The sequence below is a fragment of the Mucilaginibacter sp. 320_HR genome (genome assembly GCF_059691875.1).
Genome location: NZ_JCAWAI010000002.1, coordinates 208676 through 227065, shown reverse-complemented (window position 1 = coordinate 227065; position 18390 = coordinate 208676). Strand labels below are relative to the sequence as shown.

Annotated in this window: 13 protein-coding genes; 6 read left to right on the top strand and 7 right to left on the bottom strand. The window is 45.0% G+C overall.

Annotated elements, in window-relative coordinates; all coding sequences use genetic code 11:
- Nucleotides 1–62 precede the first annotated feature (62 nt).
- Genes treY through glgX form a run of 3 tightly spaced genes read right to left on the bottom strand, consistent with a single transcriptional unit; the run spans nucleotide 63 to nucleotide 8224 of the window.
- Nucleotides 63–4271 (bottom strand): malto-oligosyltrehalose synthase, encoded by a 4209-nt coding sequence (treY, locus tag AC59GT_RS06580; RefSeq protein ID WP_497236881.1) that lies wholly within the window; start codon nucleotides 4269–4271, stop codon nucleotides 63–65.
- Nucleotides 4264–6099, bottom strand: a complete 1836-nt coding sequence (gene treZ / locus AC59GT_RS06575) for a malto-oligosyltrehalose trehalohydrolase (protein ID WP_497236880.1) — start codon at nucleotides 6097–6099, stop codon at nucleotides 4264–4266. Before treZ ends, treY begins: the two co-directional genes overlap by 8 nt.
- A 1-nt stretch (nucleotide 6100) precedes the next feature.
- Nucleotides 6101–8224, bottom strand: coding sequence for a glycogen debranching protein GlgX (gene glgX, locus AC59GT_RS06570; protein ID WP_497236879.1), 2124 nt, complete (start codon nucleotides 8222–8224; stop codon nucleotides 6101–6103).
- Nucleotides 8225–8533: 309 nt separating this feature from the next.
- Between glgX and AC59GT_RS06565 the strand changes: the two genes are divergently transcribed.
- The 3 genes from AC59GT_RS06565 (at nucleotide 8534) to glf (ending at nucleotide 13023) form a co-directional block, all read left to right on the top strand.
- Nucleotides 8534–10321 carry a glycoside hydrolase family 15 protein gene (locus AC59GT_RS06565; RefSeq protein ID WP_497236878.1) on the top strand — a complete coding sequence of 596 codons (1788 nt, stop codon included), beginning with the start codon at nucleotides 8534–8536 and terminating at the stop codon, nucleotides 10319–10321.
- A gap of 6 nt (nucleotides 10322–10327) precedes the next feature.
- Entirely contained in the window at nucleotides 10328–11422 is a 1095-nt protein-coding gene (locus AC59GT_RS06560; RefSeq protein WP_497236877.1) for a mechanosensitive ion channel family protein, read from the top strand.
- A gap of 467 nt (nucleotides 11423–11889) precedes the next feature.
- Nucleotides 11890–13023, top strand: a complete 1134-nt coding sequence (gene glf, locus AC59GT_RS06555; protein WP_497236876.1) for a UDP-galactopyranose mutase — start codon at nucleotides 11890–11892, stop codon at nucleotides 13021–13023.
- Between the two features lie 145 nt (nucleotides 13024–13168).
- On the opposite strand, the gene AC59GT_RS06550 is transcribed toward glf, so the two are convergent.
- Nucleotides 13169–14479 (bottom strand): Nramp family divalent metal transporter, encoded by a 1311-nt coding sequence (locus tag AC59GT_RS06550; RefSeq protein ID WP_497236875.1) that lies wholly within the window; start codon nucleotides 14477–14479, stop codon nucleotides 13169–13171.
- A 98-nt stretch (nucleotides 14480–14577) separates the two neighbouring features.
- Nucleotides 14578–14913: a hypothetical protein gene (locus tag AC59GT_RS06545; RefSeq protein ID WP_497236874.1), complete on the bottom strand. Its 336-nt coding sequence runs from the start codon at nucleotides 14911–14913 to the stop codon at nucleotides 14578–14580.
- A 206-nt stretch (nucleotides 14914–15119) separates the two neighbouring features.
- On the opposite strand from AC59GT_RS06545, the gene AC59GT_RS06540 reads away from it, so the two are divergent.
- A complete protein-coding gene (locus AC59GT_RS06540) occupies nucleotides 15120–15377 on the top strand; it encodes a CHC2 zinc finger domain-containing protein (RefSeq protein WP_117381960.1) in 258 nt (85 codons plus the stop codon).
- A 120-nt stretch (nucleotides 15378–15497) separates the two neighbouring features.
- Entirely contained in the window at nucleotides 15498–16574 is a 1077-nt protein-coding gene (locus AC59GT_RS06535) for a spore photoproduct lyase family protein (protein WP_497236873.1), read from the top strand.
- Nucleotides 16575–16592: 18 nt separating this feature from the next.
- Here AC59GT_RS06535 and AC59GT_RS06530 read toward each other — a convergent pair whose 3' ends face one another.
- Nucleotides 16593–16949 (bottom strand): cupin domain-containing protein, encoded by a 357-nt coding sequence (locus AC59GT_RS06530; protein ID WP_497236872.1) that lies wholly within the window; start codon nucleotides 16947–16949, stop codon nucleotides 16593–16595.
- Between the two features lie 222 nt (nucleotides 16950–17171).
- Here AC59GT_RS06530 and AC59GT_RS06525 point away from each other — a divergent pair, with 222 nt between their 5' ends.
- Nucleotides 17172–17684, top strand: a complete 513-nt coding sequence (locus tag AC59GT_RS06525) for a glycosyl-4,4'-diaponeurosporenoate acyltransferase CrtO family protein (protein WP_497236871.1) — start codon at nucleotides 17172–17174, stop codon at nucleotides 17682–17684.
- Nucleotides 17685–17771: 87 nt separating this feature from the next.
- Here AC59GT_RS06525 and prfH read toward each other — a convergent pair whose 3' ends face one another.
- Nucleotides 17772–18389 (bottom strand): peptide chain release factor H, encoded by a 618-nt coding sequence (prfH, locus tag AC59GT_RS06520; protein ID WP_497236870.1) that lies wholly within the window; start codon nucleotides 18387–18389, stop codon nucleotides 17772–17774.
- Nucleotide 18390 lies beyond the last annotated feature (1 nt).

Sequence of the window (18390 nt, the reverse complement as noted above, 5' to 3'; positions counted from 1 at the left end):
AAATGGTGTTAATCCTTCACTTACTTGTTTTTTCCAAATAAAAACCGATTGTTGTATATGGCTTAGCACCGGTTGTACAACGTGGTCCACTTCTTAATTTTATTTACCGGGAATTTTGCCAGCAATTCGTCGGTGAGGCGCCAGGTCCAGTTGCTACCCTCCCCTGCCGGCGTGTTCATACGCGATTGCTCGTCCAGGTTTAACCAGTCCTGCACCGGGATAATGGCTGTTTTACATACCGACGCAAGTGCCATTTTAATAAATACCTTATTAATGTTTTTTGATGACACCTTTATACCGGTATACCTTGACAGGTTTTTAGGTACTGCACTATCTGCATCTTTATCAAACCATCCTAGAGTGGTATTATTATCATGGGTTCCGGTATATACAAAGTAATTCTCTGCGTGATGGTGCGGCGCATAGGCCGATTGTGCAACATCATCGCCGAAGGAAAACTGCAGCACTTTCATGCCTGGCAAGCCAAACCCGTCTTTGAGGTCGTAAACCGGCTGGTCAATATCACCGAGGTCCTCAGCAACAAACGGCAGGCTGCCAAATTCCTGCTTAAGAGCATTGAAGAAGTCAGCGGCAGGACCTTCGATCCATTCACCATTAACGGCGGTCTCGTCAGCAGCTGGTATGCTCCAGTACGCAGAAAACGCACGGAAATGATCTAAACGGAGCAGATCGTACCACTCCAATGTCTTGCGAATGCGTTTAAGCCACAACTCGTAATTGAGCTCTTTAAGTTTGTCCCACTTGAAAATGGGCATGCCCCATCGTTGTCCGTCGGAGTTGAAAAAGTCTGGCGGTACGCCGGATACATGGTTCATCTGCAGGTTTTCATCCAGATCAAATATCTCCGGCGCAGCCCAAACATCGGCTGAGTCGTAGCTGATGTAAAAAGGTAGGTCGCCAAAGATTTTAACGCCGAGCTGATTGCAATGATCCTTCAAAGCGGCCCATTGCTTATGGAAGATAAATTGGAGCCACTTCACTTTTCTCAGCACATCGGTATTTTGCGCAGCAAATGCTGATAGTGCTTCCTGGTCTCTTAGTTTAAACTCGTTTGCCCAGGTGTTCCAGGCCGAAAAGCCATGCTGTTGTTTTAAAACCAGGTACAAAGCATAATCATCTATCCAACTGGCCTCTTTAGTACAAAACGCTTCGAATTGATTTAACAGAGTATGATTGGAGCCGTTAAAGTTTTCCCATGCCTTGTCCAGCAAAGCGGTCTTTATTTCTTCCGCTTTCTTGAAGTCCACCTGGTTAGTGGCAGGTATTTTGGCAGCTTTCAGGTCGTCGTTACTAAGCAGCCCATCCTTGTGCAATTGCTCCGGGCTTGTCAGCAATATGTTTCCTGCCTGGCTGGAGTAAGAGCTGTATGGCGAATGTCCATCGCCGGCACTGGTGGCGTTTAAAGGAAGTATTTGCCAGTACTGCTGACAGCTATCATGCATCATTTGGGCAAACCGGTATGCCTGACTTCCCAGGTCGCCTATCCCGTAAGCAGATGGTAACGAAGTGATATGCATTAATACACCTGCGCTTCGCCCCTGGTACTGCTTCTCCAGTTTTAAAACGGCCAGTGGCATATAGTTCAGTATATCTTGCAGCATAATACCATTGCTGAGCTTGATAGCTTCGCCAGTAAGGGCATTGCTGCATATTGCAGGTGCATTTGCAGGCAGCACCACACGGGTGTCTCCCCAGTCGGCCCAGCCGGGTGCAATATACCCGCCTGCTACCGTTGCCATTTCCGCCGGTACTATTACCACAAACCATGTACCGCGGTAAGCACGCGCAAAAGCCAGCACTTTCTTGTGATGAGGGCCTTTCACCTCCAACGGAACGTATTCACCTTTGCTGAACACACTTGTGTTTGCAGCGCGCAACTTCAGCAGTTTACTTACAAGCCAAACCTTTATTTGCCCGTTGTATCGGTCTTTCCAAAGGTCCGTTAGGTTTACCTCGTCTTCAACATCACCTAGAAGATTGCGGCGCAGCGCATAATCTACCGGGCGGCGGTTATCCGGGTCCACAAAGCTAAGGTCCCAATGTTCGCAGCCCTGGTAAACATCGGGCACGCCAGGACAGGTGAGCTTAAGCGTTGCCTGTGCAAGCGTGTTGGAAATACCCAGTTCGCTCACCTTTTGGTGGAAAGCCGAAAAGCTTTGCCAGAACGGCCTTGCCTTGTTGAGCAAGGCAGCAGCAAATTTCTTCACCCCTTCTTCGTACTCCTGGTTAGGCTCGGCCCAGTTGGAGTGGCGTTTAGCTTCGCGCAACATTTTTTCCAGGTACTCTTCTAAACGCTGCGCGTAAGTACCTTCTTCCTCACCCGGCATCGGGTATGATCCTACCAGCGTTTGGTAAATGAAGTATTCATCGTTTGCGTCAGGTGCATTGTTGGTTTTTAGATCAGCGTTAATGGACTGCCAATGTTTTACCATTTTCAGCCATTCTTCGGTTATGCCGGTGAGCGCATTTAATCGCGCCCTTACACCCTCGCCTCTTTTAGTATCGTGTGTGGCGGTGGCGTTTATGGCTAAAGGCCATTGCTGCTGCCGCTTTTTCATCACCTGGTGAAACTCCTCTACAGATATCCCGAATGCCTCCGGCGAGTCCCCTACCTCGTTATGGTCAATAAAGCGGTTATAGGTATACATCAGCGTATCTTCAACCCCTTTAGCCATTAACGGGCCGGTAAGCTGCATACATCTCTGGTAAAAAAAAAGCACTTTATCACGATATGCCTCGTCGGCATTCCTGGTTTTGTGTATTAGCGCATCCTCTAAAATCTTCAGGGCCGGCTGCAATTCTTCACTGCTCTTGCCTACGCTTTTAAAAACGTCCTTAAGCGCACCAGACTCCTGTTTGTTCAACGGGAAGGCATTACCATAGAAACGGTATACCGGGAAGTGAATTAGCAGTGAACCAATTGCCTTTTTTATTGCACTGCGCTCGTAGGTATTTTTTGTGGCGGTATCAGCAAGATCAAGCGAAAGGAACAAACTGGTGAGGTTCTCCAATTCGCCGTTCATATGCTCGGACAGTATCAGTGCTTTTTTATCGTAGATCTGGTTTTTAACGGACCGGTCATCGCCTGTTAACTCTGTATAGAAAGATGAGAATGCCTTCTCGCTTTTTTTATGAGTGAACAGATTGTTAACAAGCGCAAGGTAATCATACCCGGTGCTGCCTTGTATAGGCCAGTTTACCGGGAGTTCTTCGCCCTCCTCTAGTATTTTCTCTACTACTATATAGGTATCGTCCCCGGCCAGCGCACGCAGTCTATGCAGGTATTGTTCAGGGTCAAAAAGGCCATCTATATGGTCTATCCGCAAACCATTAATAACGCCGTCTTTAAGCAATGTTGCAACCAACTGGTGTACATGGTTAAAAACTTCCTGGCGTTGTATATTTAAACAGATGAGTCCGTTTACCGTAAAAAATCTGCGATAGTTTATTTGCTTATCGGTTTCTTTCCAATTACAAAGCCGGTAATACTGCGTAGTCGCAATATCCTTTAACGCTTGTTTATCGGCGTTTATTAATTCGAAACAACGCACTAAATGATCGTTGAAGGCTTTATTTTTTACCAGCGAGGTAAGCTGCAGCTTTAGTTCCCCGGCCGCCTTAGAAAATGCATCAGCATCGGTTGTTTCGTATAAAGCATCCAGCTGTTGCAGTAAGGTGCGTACCGCGTCAGTTACGGCTTTCTTGTCAGCTTCTAAAATGTCCGGGTATGATTTAAGGCTTACAGGCCAATTCTGTTCGGCATATTTAAATACCATCCTTTCACCGTTCCAGCCTAGTTGCAGCTGCCCGTCTTCAATAACTTTCTCCAGATCATCGCCCAGGAAAGGTACCATCAGCGGACCGCTGAACAATTCGTTATCAGAAAGGCTTTGATCAAAGTAGTTTCGGTAAACAGACAATGGCCCCTTCTCCAGCAGGTCCATTAACCATATGTTATCATGATGGAAGGCCATGTGGTTAGGCACAATATCCTGCAGCCATTTTATTCCGTTATCCTGCAGTTCTTTGCTTACCTGTACCAGTTCTTCCAGGGTACCAATTTCCGGGTTAATGCTCAGGGGATCGGTGCCGTCGTACCCATGATTGCTGCTAGGCACGGCCTTGAATATAGGCGACGCGTACAAAGTTTTTACGCCAAGCTGCGCCAGGTAAGGTATTATCTCCTGCAGATGCTGAAAGGTAAAGTCCTTATGGAACTGGATCCGGTATGTTGAGATGGGGTTAAACATTTTGATTCGTGTAAATAATAATGGATTCGGGTAGAATTACCTCTGCTTCCCCGCCCCGAACGGATGTGCTGCGCCGGCCACCAAATTCAGGATCGGACGAATCAAGTACTATCGAAAGTTCCGGGCCATTTGCAGGCAATGCCAGTTGTTGCACCTTGTCAGAGAAATTCATGAAGCAATACACGTGTTCATCTCCCTCCCAGCGATGCAGCCACAAGGTTTGCTGCTCCTGATCGCATGATACCTCCAGCTGATGGCGGTTTAGCGTAGCCAGTGCAGGGGATTGTTTACGTAGCGCGATGAGCGTTTTATAGTAATGCAGCATAATTTTATGTTGCTGCTGGTGTATACTGTCCCAGTTTAATGCAGAGCGCCTGAAGGTTTCTTCCGATTGAGGATCAGGTGCTTCTCCTTCGGCGTGAAAAGCTTTAAATTCTTCCTTACGGCCCTTCCTTACCGCTGCTATTAGTTCCTCATCGGTATGGCTGACAAAGTACTGGAAGGGGTTTTGCTCTGCATACTCCTCTCCCATGAACAACATGGGTAAGTAAGGCGCCACCATTATTGCACCGGCAAGTAGCTTCTGCATTTCAAAACTAAACAGCACGCTACTGCGCTCGCCAAGCATGCGGTTGCCCACGTGGTCGTGGTTTTGAGAAAACACAACAAATTGCTGCCCCGGGTTATATGTTTTGGTACCAAACGTTTTCTGGCGATGCGGAGAATACTGGCCATCGTAAACGTAAGCGTCGCGATAAGATTTAGCCAGATCGCTAATACCACTAAAGTCGGCGTAATAACCATTACGTTCGCCGCCCGCAGTAACTCTTAAGGCATGATGAAACTCATCTATCCACTGCCCGTCCATACCGTAGCCTTGCGGCAGCGGGTCTATAAAGCGTTTATCATTAAGATCAAACTCTATAATGAGGTAATGCCTACGGCCTGTCTCCGCCATTAACTCGTCTACAGACTCTTTTATTTCCTGCAGAATGTGTTTCGGACTAAAGTCTTTTATAGCGTGCACAGCATCCATGCGCAGCGCATCTATATGAAAATCCCGGAACCACAACAGCACATTCTGCTTAAAAAAGTTACGCACCTCATCGCAATGAGCATCATCAAAGTTAATGGCATGACCCCAGGGGGTGTTGTACTTATCGGTAAAGTACTGGCCAAACTCGTTTAGATAATTGCCCTCGGGCCCAACGTGGTTATACACCACGTCAAGTATTACGGCCAGGCCCTCCTTATGGCAGGCATCAACCAGTTCCATCAGCCCTGCAGGGCCACCATAGCTATTTTGCACCGCATATGGAAAAACGCCATCGTAGCCCCAGTTCCTGCTGCCGGGGAATTGTGCCACCGGCATAATCTCAATAGCAGTAATACCCAGTTCTTTAAGGTACTGTAGTTTCTTTGTTATACCGGCAAATGTACCCTCAGGTGAAAACGTGCCTGTATGCAATTCGTAGATAAGATACTGCTCCAGTGCAGGATTGGCCCACTCGTCATCGGTCCATTTAAAATCATTAACATCAATTGCCTGTGAGGGCCCATGCACACCCTGCGGCTGCGCACGTGAGGCGGGGTCAGGCAGTTGCTTTTGGTTATTCAACACAACCTGGTACAAGTCGCCGGGCTGCACTTCATTTGTAGAGAGCTGCCAGTAGCCGCGTTCACCCGCAGTTAGCTCATACTTTTTACCGGTATCCGTCAGCAAGATTGCCACACTTTGTGCAATCGGCGCCCAAACTAAAATATTGCAGACACCATCTTGCGTAAAGGTTACGCCCGGCTGCTTATTTGATAATTGATAGTTTGCCATATTAGGTAAGCGGATGATGCAGCACAACAACCGATCTTCCTTCTACAGTGATGCATTCTTGGTCGGTTAAAAGCTTTTCATTCATATCGTCGTCACTGGTATTCAGGATTATTTTCCAGTCGTTGCTCTTTATCTTTCGCGGTATGTGGTAATCCAGGCTTTCATGATGAGCGTTGAAGATCACGTAAAAATGATCATCCGTTATACGTTCGCCCTGCGGCCCTACTGAGTGTAATCCGCGGCCATTAAGGAATACACCCAATGATCGTGCAAAGTCATGATTCCAGTTCTTGTCTTCCATTTCGGTACCTTCCGGTAAAAACCAGGCAATATCCTCCAAACCTTTGCCTTTAACCGGCTGTCCCTGAAACCATCTGCGCCTGCGGAAGGCTGGATGATCTTTGCGAAGTTTGATCAGTTTTTGGGTAAATGCCAGCAATTGCTGGTCGGCCTCTGCCCAGTTAAGCCATGATATCTCATTATCCTGGCAGTAAGCATTGTTATTACCCTGCTGCGTACGGCCAAACTCATCCCCCGCAACCAGCATAGGTACACCTTGCGACAAAAACAACGTGGTAAGCAGGTTACGTTTTTGTTTGTTCCGAAGCTTTATTACCTCTTCATCATCTGTAGGTCCCTCAACCCCGCAGTTCCAGGAACGGTTATGGCTCTCGCCATCGTTGTTGTCTTCGCCGTTTGCTTCGTTGTGTTTCTCGTTGTATGATACCAGGTCGTTCAATGTAAACCCGTCGTGCGCAGTTATAAAGTTTATACTTGCGGTTGGTTTCCGGAAGTTATCCTGATATAGATCGGGGCTGCCAGTAAAGCGCTGACCAAATTCGCCCAACATACTTTCAGCACCTATCCAGTAATCGCGTATGCAATCTCTGAACTTGCCGTTCCATTCGCCCCATCCCGGTGGAAAGTTGCCCACCTGGTAGCCACCTTCGCCAATATCCCACGGTTCGGCTATTAATTTAGCCTGCGATATGATGGGATCCTGGTAAATTATATCAAAAAAGCCGCTTAAGCGATTTACTTCATGTAGCTCCCTGGCCAGGGTAGCCGCCAGGTCGAACCTAAACCCGTCAACATGCATCTCCGTTATCCAATAACGAAGGCTATCCATTATATAACGCAACACATTTGGCAACATAGCGTTTAGCGTGTTACCTGTGCCCGTATAATCATTATAAAAACGTTTATTGTCTTCTACCAACCGGTAGTATGATGCATTGTCAATACCTTTTAAGGATAGCATAGGCCCCATGTGGTTGCCTTCTCCGGTGTGGTTGTACACAACGTCCAGTATCACCTCAATGCCTGCTTTGTGCAGTTCTTTAACCATTTGCTTGAACTCCTGCACCTGCTGGCCATGATCAATCATTCCTGCATAGCGGTAGTCCGGAGCGAAGAACCCAATTGTATTATATCCCCAATAATTAGTAAGGTCCTTCTCTACCAGGTGCCTGTCCGCAACAAACTGATGTATGGGCAACAACTCAATAGCTGTTATACCCAAATCAGTAAGGTACTTTATACTTGCCGGATGACCGATAGCGGCATAAGTACCTCTTATTTCATCCGGGATGTCCGGGTGCATTTGAGTGAAACCTTTAACATGCGTTTCGTATATCACCGACTGATGATAAGGAGTGCGGGGATTTACATCATTCTCCCAATCAAAGTTATTGTCTATCACAACCGATTTTGGCAAAAAAGGTGCACTGTCGGTCTCGCTATAGCTAAGGTCCTCATCAGGATGGCCAAGTTCATAGCCAAATAATGAGTCGTGCCAGTCTATTACACCCGATATTGCCTTTGCATATGGATCAATCAACAGTTTATTAGGATTGAACCGATGCCCATTCTCTGGCTCATACGGGCCATGTACGCGGTAACCATATAGCTGCCCGGCTTTGACTTCGGGCAGATAACAGTGCCATACCTGGTGGGTACGTTCTGATAAGCGTATGCGTTCTTCGTGGTGAGCACCATCTTCATCCGTAAATAAGCAAAGTTCGACCCCAGTGGCATTGTCGGCAAATAAGGCAAAGTTAACACCTTCGCCATCCCATGTGGCGCCAAGTGGATACGGCTTCCCAGGGTAAATCTTTTTAGTCATACCACCAAAAGCAGTTATTTGGCTAATTGTTTTTAAAAGAACTTTTTTTCTTATAACGATAAACTTTACGTTAAATCCAATGTCCGATTCCCAACAAGTTATCAACTTATAAGAAATTTACCGCCTCGTCAAAGAGAAATTGATAAGTGAGTTCTAAGGCGAGATTTACCGCCTGTTAAAACTGAACATTGAGGAATCTCCCCAAGACATTGATGTTTTTTGAAACCAAAAGCCGCCCTTTAAACAAAAACCGCTTTTTGGTAACAATTATAAATTATTGTTGTTGGTATGATAATTTACAAAAGCTGAATGGAAAAACATGTTTATAATACGGGGCTGATAGGAAATTGCGCATTCCTGGCACACATTAATAAAAACACAAATATAGAATGGATGTGCTGGCCAAGATTTGACAGCCCGTTTGTATTTGGCGGATTGCTGGATCAAAACAAAGGCGGAGAGTTTTCCATTTTGCCAAAAACGGAATATACCACACACCAATTTTATTTAGAAAACACTAACGTGTTACGCACCGAATTAACCAGCCAAAACGGTAAATATCGCGTTACTGATTTTGCACCGCGATTTTTTAAGAACGGCAGGTATTTTAAACCACTTATATTAATACGTAAGATAGAAGTACTGGAAGGGACCCCACAGATTAGGGTGAAATGTGACCCGGTTTGCGACTTCGGCCGTACAAAACAAGCTAAGCTTCAGGGCAGCGACTCGATTGAGTTTACCGGTTGCGGGGAAAGAATAACACTAACATCTAATATCCCCCTCGCCTATCTTTTGGACGAGCAGTACTTTGCGCTTAACGAAACCAAGTACCTGTTGCTTAACTACGGTGCGGAACTTGATGGTTCGCTGGTAAGTACGTGCGAAGAGTACCTTCGTGAAACAACGGAGTACTGGCGTTTGTGGATAAAGCACTCGTCTATCGCTACATTTTACCAGCAGTATGTAATTCGCTCGGCGTTGGTGCTTAAAATACACCAGTATGAAGATACGGGCGCCATTATAGCCGCCAGTACGAGCAGCCTGCCCGAGTTCCCCGGCAGCGAACGCAATTGGGATTACCGCTACTGCTGGCTGCGCGATACTTATTACGTACTTACGTCGCTAAACCACATTGGGCACTTTGAGGAGATGGAGCGTTATTTTAGCTACGTTACAGATATTTCGTTTACTGAAGGTGGTAGTTTCAGGTACCAGCCGCTTTACGGCATTACAGGGCAAAAAGACCTGACCGAAACCATAATGGAGCATCTGGATGGTTATATGGGTAACAAACCGGTACGTATAGGCAACCAGGCATCTGAACACATACAGAACGACATCTACGGTCAGGTACTGATATCTTTGCTTCCGTTGTATACAGATCACCGCTTTGTATTCAGCGAAAGGAAAGACTCCGACAAGTGGATATCATCTATACTGGACAAAATAGAGCGTACCATTGACGAAAAGGATGCGGGGATATGGGAGTTCAGGAACATTGCGCACATACACTGCTACAGCAACCTGTTCCAGTGGGCTGGCTGCAATGCTGCGGAGAAAATAGCATTAACTATTGGCAACGATAGTTTAGTGGAACGTGCTCAGTCGCTAAAAGCCAGGGCAGCGGCCCACATCGAAAGCTGTTACGATCCGGAGCGCCGTGTATATACCCATGCAGTCGGCAGTCCCCATCTTGATGCCAGTACGCTGCAACTGATCATGATGAACTATATAGACCCGAATTCCCAGAAAGCAAAAGACCACCTCACCGCTTTAGAGAAGGAGTTGAAAACAGAAGGCGGTCTGTTTTATCGCTACATACACAGCGACGACTTTGGCAAGCCAAAAACCACATTCCTGATCTGCGCCTTCTGGTACGTGGAAGCGCTAGCCTGTGTGGGCCGTATGGACGATGCAATACGCGAGTTTGAAAAGCTGATGAAATATTGCAATCACCTGCTGCTGTTTAGCGAAGATGTAGATGAAGAATCGGGCAGCCAATGGGGTAATTTCCCGCAGGCTTATAGCCATGTTGGATTGATGAATGCAGCTTACCGGATAGCAATGAAACTGGACAGGCCGATTTTCTTATAGTATAAGATGGGGGATAAACTAAACTTATGGGCGAAACACCTGCCGCACTGGTTGTGGAACCTGCTGGTTATCGGGTTTGTATTGCTGATAGGCTTTGTTGTAAAGTGGGTTATAACGCTCCTGCTTAATTACTACAAAAATAAAAAGGAAGAAGATTACTCTTTTTTCAGATCTGTAATCACACATCTCAGCAGGCCACTCAATCATTTTGTCCCGCTGCTAACGCTCAACATTTTACTGCCATACCTGGCGTTAAAAGATGGCTATATAGACGATGTTAAGCGCTGGGCTGGAATAATGCTGGTAATTTCTTTTGCCAGTTTAGTAATGAACGGCATCAGGATCTTGGAAGATTATGTCTATCACAAATACAACTTTAACAAAGCAGACAACTTAAAAGAGCGCAAAATACGCACCCAACTGCAGTTTGTGCGAAAGCTGGCCAACGTGCTAATCATCTTGCTGACACTGGCGTTGATACTGCTGAGCTTCGAAAGTGTGCGTAAGATAGGTGCCGGTTTGTTAACAGGAGTTGGTATTGGTGGTATAATAGTTGGTTTTGCCGCGCAGAAATCCCTTGGGAATTTGCTGGCGGGGTTCCAGATAGCGTTTACGCAGCCCATCCGGATTGATGATGTACTGGTTGTAGAAGGTGAATGGGGACGTGTTGAAGATATAACGCTGACCTATGTGGTATTAAACATATGGGATCAGCGCAGGCTAATACTTCCCATCAATTATTTTATAGAGAAGCCATTTCAGAACTGGACGCGCACCACATCAGAGTTGCTTGGTACAGTGTTTTTGTATGTAGATCATACTGTACCGGTGGATAAACTAAGGGAAGAACTTACACGGCTTTTAAACAACACGCCACTCTGGGATAAACGGGTTGGGATATTACAAGTAACTGACGTTAAAGAAACTACAATTGAACTAAGAGCTTTAGTAAGTGCGGTAAACTCTTCTACCGCATTTGACCTTAGATGCTACATTAGGGAAAATTTGATCAAATATCTGGCAGAAAATTACGAGGGCAGCCTGCCAAAACGACGACTCGCTATCGATCAGCCGCTAATGCCTGCTAAGTCAGATCACTAATAAACACGGATATCTGTGGACCTTTGTGTATAATCCATTCACGCATCTATCAATTCTTTTTATTAGGTACTACCCCATTACCATAAGTATAATCTTAACGCAGCCGTTGGTTGGTGATTAACTCTTTCTCGGTATTTCCTTTTAAGATAGTTTATAAATTATTTAAAAACTTTTCGTTCAATTTTTGTTTAAGTTAAACAATCAACGACCAGGGTATTTGATGCCTGGAGGAATACCGCTGGAGTTGACTATATCATAGATTAGTTAATGAATAAGGGCCGTTGTTAGTCAAGCTAACATGCTTAGCCGAATTATTCATGGTTACTTACTAATAAACGCTTTGTTTGCTGTAGCTTTTTACACAAATAAATGCTGAAACAATCTCCGGGAGGTGTCGGATTATAATGCAGGAGCCCAAGCTATCAAAGGCCGGCTAATATATACTATTGCCAACAGCAAAATTGAATATGGAATTTAGAACTACTTATGATTACCTGATTGTGGGGTCCGGTTTATTTGGAGCAGTGTTTGCCCATGAAGCAAACAAAAGAGGTAAAAAATGCCTGGTTATCGATAAGCGACAACACGCCGGAGGCAACGTCTTTTGTGAAAACCGAGAAGACATTAATGTACATAAATACGGTGCCCACATCTTCCACACCAACGATAAAGATATCTGGGATTACGTAAACTCTTTTGTAGAATTTAACAGGTATACCAACAGCCCGCTTGCTGTGTACAAAGATGAGGTTTACAATCTTCCTTTTAACATGAACACGTTTTACCGCTTATGGAAAACGTTTACTCCTGAAGAAGCAAAAGAAAAAATCAGGGAGCAAATAGAGCATCTGAACATAACAGAACCCGCTAATCTTGAAGAACAGGCACTCTCTTTGGTGGGAACGGATATTTATGAAAAACTTATAAAGGGTTATACCGAAAAACAATGGGGGCGGGCCGCCACTGAATTACCTGCGTTTATTATAAAACGTTTACCTGTACGTTTTACTTACGATAACAACTACTTTAATGATAAGTATCAGGGCATTCCTATTGGCGGCTATAACAAACTTGTAGACGGGCTACTGGACGGTATTGAGGTAAGACTTGGGGTAGACTATTTTGAGGATCGTGAAGAGTGGGACAAGCTGGCGCCTAAAATCATCTTTACAGGCAAAATAGATGAATATTACAATTACCAGTTTGGCCAATTGGAGTACCGCAGTTTGCATTTTGAACACGAGGTGCATGATAAAGAGAACTACCAGGGTAACGCGGTGGTAAATTATACTGAAAGCCATATTCCCTACACCCGAATTATAGAGCATAAACACTTTGAATTTGGCACACAGCCTAAAACCGTTATTACTAAGGAATATCCATCTGAATGGACAGCTGAGAAAGAGCCATATTACCCTGTAAACGACGCTAAAAACTCAGAAGTGTATAAACAATATCAGCAACTGGCACGCCAAGAGGACAACGTTATATTTGGCGGCAGATTAGCCGAGTACAAATATTATGACATGCACCAGGTAATAGGCTCGGCGCTGAAAAAGGTAAAAGATCATTTTGCTGACGCAGAACCAGTCACACAATAGATATAATAGCAGTCGTAATCTTAATAAAAGTTAGTCCACGTTAAAAGCGGCATTGTTTACAACACCGTATATGTCACGATTACTTAAGGATGTAAATTAAAACGAGGCTATAGAATTACTCTTTAGCTTATTAGGCACTCGACTGTTAAATGAACCACGTAACTACTAGTACCAGTGTGGCAGTAAAAATAGCAACAGTGGTAACCCAGCCGATAATATTCAAGCCTCTGCTATTTACTCTATCTCCCATTATCTTTTTGTTATTGGTCATCAGCATAATGAGCAACATCAGCGGCGGGGTAGAAAACCCTTGTACAATACCGGCGAAAACCAGCGCTTTCATCGGGTTTATACCAATAAAGTTCATTGCTGTGGCTATAAGCGTTATGAACGCTATAGAGCCATAAAACAGCTTGGCTTCAGCTGGTTTGGCGTGCAGACTGTGCTTCCAGCCTAAAGCCTGGCAAAGATCATAAGCAGCACCTGTGGTCATTACCGGGACTGCAAGGAAGCCTACGCCAACTATTCCTAAGGCGAATAATATGCGTGCAGCATCTCCTGCCAACGGCCGTAAAGATTCGGCAGCCTGGGTGGCGCTGCTGATCTCATGCTGACCGGATTTAAATAGCGTAGACCCAGTTGAAAGAATGATAAAATAAGTGATCACCGACGCAAAGAACGTTCCAATCAAAATATCCTTTCTTGACTTTTTCAGCTCTTCATCTGTGGCACCTTTACGTTGCGACAGCTGTTTGCGGCCCATCTGTATCTCCTCCTCTACCTCCTGGTTTGACTGCCAGGTATACAAATAGGCCGACAGCGATGTGCCTATAACCGCAACTATCATCGACAAAAATTCTTTGTTCAACTGAAAAGTTGGTATGAACGTCCCTTTTAACACCTCGCCAATATTAGGTTTAGATAGCAATGCGGAAACGATATAGGTAAGCAGCGTAAGCGCCAGCCAGCGAAAGATGCTTTTTATTAGGTTGTAGCTGCCAAAAAACAAGAAAGCTAAAATTAGCAATGACACGCCAACGGCAATATACTTAACCGGCCACGGGATAAACGAGTGCAGTGCAGAGGCAATGCCACCGATATCTGCCGCTGCTTCAATTGTGTTGCCTATCATTACCCCTATAAGCGCGGCGTTGAGAATCCACTTAGGATAGTGGTCACGAATTACATCAAAAAGCCCTTTCCCTGCCACCTGTCCCAGTTTTGATGACAGATACACAACAGTGTACATCATAGGGAACATTACCGGCGCAACCCACAAAAACGAGGGACCAAACTTAGCGCCGGCACTTGCATAAGTACCAATAGCCGACGGGTCGTCATCGGCAGCACCCGTGATAAGTCCCAAGCCGAGTTCGCGGATAACATTCCGGGACTTTGGCTTTCCATCTGTATTCTGTTTTTGATTTTCAGGTTGTTTACCTGGCAATTTGTCCATGTTGCTACTAAAGTATAGTAGCAAAACATCACGGCGGCAAAGTAGTTTAACTAAATAGGATAATAATTTAACTAAAATTTCAATACAACACTACCATCCTAGTCGAGTCCGGGAGCGAGCAGATCAGGATCGACGGCACCATCGTTACTGCGGGTGATCTTATGCAGATTGAACAACATTACTGCATTCGCCTCCCTGCCGGTCAGCAACCCGCGGTCGAATAAACCGTAGAGGATAGTTTGTACTTCCTGCCCGCAAGATCCGGTACCCAAGCCGGGCTCCAGTTCTTCCAGTTTGGCCAGCACATCTTCAGGCGTACCCTCGCCCAGTTGTCCAAGCGCGTAAATTATCTTATCCTGCAAGGTGTCTTCTTTATGGTATGCCGCAGGTACGTGTAACGGTTTATATTCTTCCCTAAATTGCTCGTCTGTCATAATCGGTGGTTTAGCACTTTAACAGCCAATAAATGAAATAGTTCTTCCACTTTGACGCATCTCTAACCAGTATTTGTAACGATCTAACAAAAGCACAATTGCCCTTAACGCTAATTTAAGGCACTTTTTTATCCACATTTAGCTTTACAGCACTTGTTAAATGCACACATAATTTTATTTTCGCAGGAAGAATACGAGAACTAGCTATGTCTGCACAACTAAACCTGGTGGAAACTATTTCCAGGTATGTTACCTTACAACCCGGCCGCAAAGCGCTTAAAGGAAAATGTCCTTTTCATCGCGATGAGATGAGCTCGCTGATGGTAATACCAGACCGTGACATTTTTAAATGCTTTGGCTGCGGAGCAGAAGGCGGCACAATTGAGTTTTTGATGCTGCTTGAAAATAAAACCCGCACCCAGGTAGTTGAAGACCTCGGGAGGCGTACCTTTTCGGCACAGTAATTTTAAATTTATCAATGCGTTCAACTAAGCTGCAAAAACGCTAAGGGCTAAACAAGCATTCCCCTGCAGTAATAGTTACAACTATTTTGTTTATGGTATGATACGTGTTAAGCATTAAATATGTTGCACGAAAAGACCATTGACCACCTGCTTGCCATACACGAGATTTACCATGAACCTAATGTGCGTGAATTTGCGCGAGGTAGGGAAATACTGGCAAAATATCCCGATGCCAAACTGATAGAAGTGCCTGCTCATAACCAAATACCCGAACTGTTTGGCTTTGAGGGATCTGTAGAGGATTGGCTCTGGAATAAAAAGAATGTACTTATTTTAGGCACCAAAAAGGGGCTTTCTGCTAGGCCAAATACCCGCAGCTCTCACTGGGTGGCCCCTTCACAAAGCAACGGCTGCGCTATGTCGTGCTCGTATTGCTATGTGCCGAGGCGAAAGGGTTATGCAAACCCTATAACTACTTTTGTAAACATTGAACAGATTATGGGCTACCTTACCCGGCATGCTGCAAGGCAGGGTAAAAAGCTTATACCTGATGAGACCGACCCTGAGTATTGGGTGTACGAGATTGGCGAAAACGGCGATTGCTCTGCAGACGCTGCTATTTGCGACAATGTAAAGGACTTAGTAAAGCTGTACACTACCTTGCCAAACGCCAAATTAACATTTGCAACAAAGTTTGTGAACCGGGAGATGTTAAACTATGATCCGCAGCGCAAGACGCGGATACGTTTTAGCCTGATGCCGCACCAGATGTCTAAACTGGTGGATGTGCGCACCACACCAATAAGCGACCGTATAGCAGTAATGAATGAGTTTAGAGAAGCAGGCTACGAAGTTACCGCAAGCTTTGCCCCCGTTATATACTATGAGGGTTGGCTGGATGACTGGCGAAAACTGTTTGACGAGTTGAACGCCGTATTAGACGATCAAACAAAAAGGCAGCTGTCTACCGAGATCATTTTCCTGACACACAACCAGGGATTACATGATGTTAATTTGTTATGGCACCCCAAAGCCGAAGAAGTACTATGGCGGCCGGATATACAGCAGGTAAAATACAGCCAGAGCGGACAGCGAAATGTACGGTACAAGAACAATCTGAAACGCGAGTTGGTAAACGAGCTTGTAGCCTTGTGTGCCGAGATGATACCCTACTGTACCATCAGGTATGCATTTTGATGCAGAAGTAGTCTATATCTAGTCTGCAACAAAGTTTACGGGCTGCTCTTCGCTAAATGTAACGTACACGCGTTTCCATGGATTATCGTCAACCAATTTCCACTTGTGGGCGGTGCCTATAGTATCCATAGCAATCAATATCTCACCTGGCTTTAAAATAAAGGTTTCACCCAGAAACGTCTCAAATTTTAAAGTACCATCAATAGATATAACGTACTGTTCTGCAGGTGCGTTATGCCAATCGTAAAACGAATGTGGTGGCGACTCCTGGAAACGGATTGAAGTTACCAGGTTAAATACACCCTCTGCAACATGCCCAGTTTGTATATGCGAATGCCCGTCCGCGCCGGTGTATAGTTTATAAGCTTTTATCATAAGTACCGCTGTTTTAAGCCGCGATGATTTGTGCGAAAGTAAGCAAGAATTTTGACAGGCACCTTTGCGTACTTATATAGAGTTGTTTTATCGGTATCTTGATTTTTATGTAACCAAATGTTATGTTTACAACATATGCCTGCCCAATTACAATCAACATTAAGTAAGACCCTGATAATCCTAATTAGTATTGTTGTCGCCGTATTAATAACTGCCTTTACAATGTTTAGAGCTGGCGTGCATTCCTTCCTTTTCGCCTGGACGGTTAATTTTATGCTGATGCTTTGTGTATCGGTTGTTATACAAACTCTAAAACCCGATCTATCTTTTTCTTACTTCACTACTCGCAACTTCGAAAAGAAAGGAGTTATATACGAGTGGTTTGGTGTACATGCTTTCAGAAAAATCATGGTATTAACAGGTTGGGAAAAGCTTCACAAGAAAGGTAACCCTGTAAAGCCCGACCTGCAAGCTATTGAACAGCTGGAGTATAACACCCGCCAAGCAGAATTCAATCACCTCTCAATCTTTATTATTGTACAGATAATATGGATCTACGCTTGTGTGGTGCACTCATTTAAAGGAGCTATTTGGCTGCTTGTGTTGAATGTTTTGTTAAACCTGTATCCCATATTGGTACAACGATATAACAGGCCCAGGTTGCAACGAATTATCAGACTGTACAAAAAGCACGCGACCGGCACAATTGCATCCGGCCACGTGCCTGTTAATTAGGTTGTTTATCCATGGTATTTCCAAGGAAACTACAGCTCCTTTCATAAGCTGAGCGCATCTCGATCTTGGTAGCTACAGCTAAATATTTTAAATTAATCCAGCCTTAATTGTTTTTACCGCATTTCCCCGCAGCAGTATGTTGTGCTGCTGCCATTGGCTTTGCTGTTGCTCCATCAACGTTTCTGTTTGCCAAAGCATTAACTTTGCTTCCAGCCGTTCCAGGCACAATTTTTTATTTTCGAGCTGAGATCGGGTATCCATCGCCATCACCTGTATGCCCGATGGCAAATGTGTGCCCCTCACAGCGGTCTCTACTTTATTCACGTTTTGCCCACCCGGCCCCGAAGAGCGACAAGTTTCCAGCTTAACATCTTTGGGGTTCCACTGCGTTAATTGTTTAACATCAAAGGCTGCTACGCCAACAAACCAATTCTTCCGTTTATGGTATCTGCGGTAAGGGCTTTGCGCTATCCATTGCACCGAGCCTTTCCAGTCATTTACAAAACCGGAAAGGTGTTTACCCTCAGCCATCATAGTTGCCGACAGCAACGTACCTTTTAATTCGCCAGGTTTGTTTTCCAGCACTTGCATGTCTATCCCCAATTGCTTTGCCTCCTGCATCATTAGCTGCTGTACCCGGGCAACAACCCGGCAGCATTCTGCCGGGCCTTTGCCTGAGGTAATTTGTATGATCATCTTTTCCATG

What these genes read in the sequence shown, in the direction of transcription:
- treY (WP_497236881.1), bottom strand. Translation starts at nt 4,271, where the DNA reads ATGTTTAACCCCATCTCAACATACCGGATCCAGTTCCATAAGGACTTT.
- treZ (WP_497236880.1), bottom strand. Translation starts at nt 6,099, where the DNA reads ATGGCAAACTATCAATTATCAAATAAGCAGCCGGGCGTAACCTTTACG.
- glgX (WP_497236879.1), bottom strand. Translation starts at nt 8,224, where the DNA reads ATGACTAAAAAGATTTACCCTGGGAAGCCGTATCCACTTGGCGCCACA.
- AC59GT_RS06565 (WP_497236878.1), top strand. Translation starts at nt 8,534, where the DNA reads ATGGAAAAACATGTTTATAATACGGGGCTGATAGGAAATTGCGCATTC.
- AC59GT_RS06560 (WP_497236877.1), top strand. Translation starts at nt 10,328, where the DNA reads ATGGGGGATAAACTAAACTTATGGGCGAAACACCTGCCGCACTGGTTG.
- glf (WP_497236876.1), top strand. Translation starts at nt 11,890, where the DNA reads ATGGAATTTAGAACTACTTATGATTACCTGATTGTGGGGTCCGGTTTA.
- AC59GT_RS06550 (WP_497236875.1), bottom strand. Translation starts at nt 14,479, where the DNA reads ATGGACAAATTGCCAGGTAAACAACCTGAAAATCAAAAACAGAATACA.
- AC59GT_RS06545 (WP_497236874.1), bottom strand. Translation starts at nt 14,913, where the DNA reads ATGACAGACGAGCAATTTAGGGAAGAATATAAACCGTTACACGTACCT.
- AC59GT_RS06540 (WP_117381960.1), top strand. Translation starts at nt 15,120, where the DNA reads ATGTCTGCACAACTAAACCTGGTGGAAACTATTTCCAGGTATGTTACC.
- AC59GT_RS06535 (WP_497236873.1), top strand. Translation starts at nt 15,498, where the DNA reads ATGTTGCACGAAAAGACCATTGACCACCTGCTTGCCATACACGAGATT.
- AC59GT_RS06530 (WP_497236872.1), bottom strand. Translation starts at nt 16,949, where the DNA reads ATGATAAAAGCTTATAAACTATACACCGGCGCGGACGGGCATTCGCAT.
- AC59GT_RS06525 (WP_497236871.1), top strand. Translation starts at nt 17,172, where the DNA reads ATGTTTAGAGCTGGCGTGCATTCCTTCCTTTTCGCCTGGACGGTTAAT.
- prfH (WP_497236870.1), bottom strand. Translation starts at nt 18,389, where the DNA reads ATGGAAAAGATGATCATACAAATTACCTCAGGCAAAGGCCCGGCAGAA.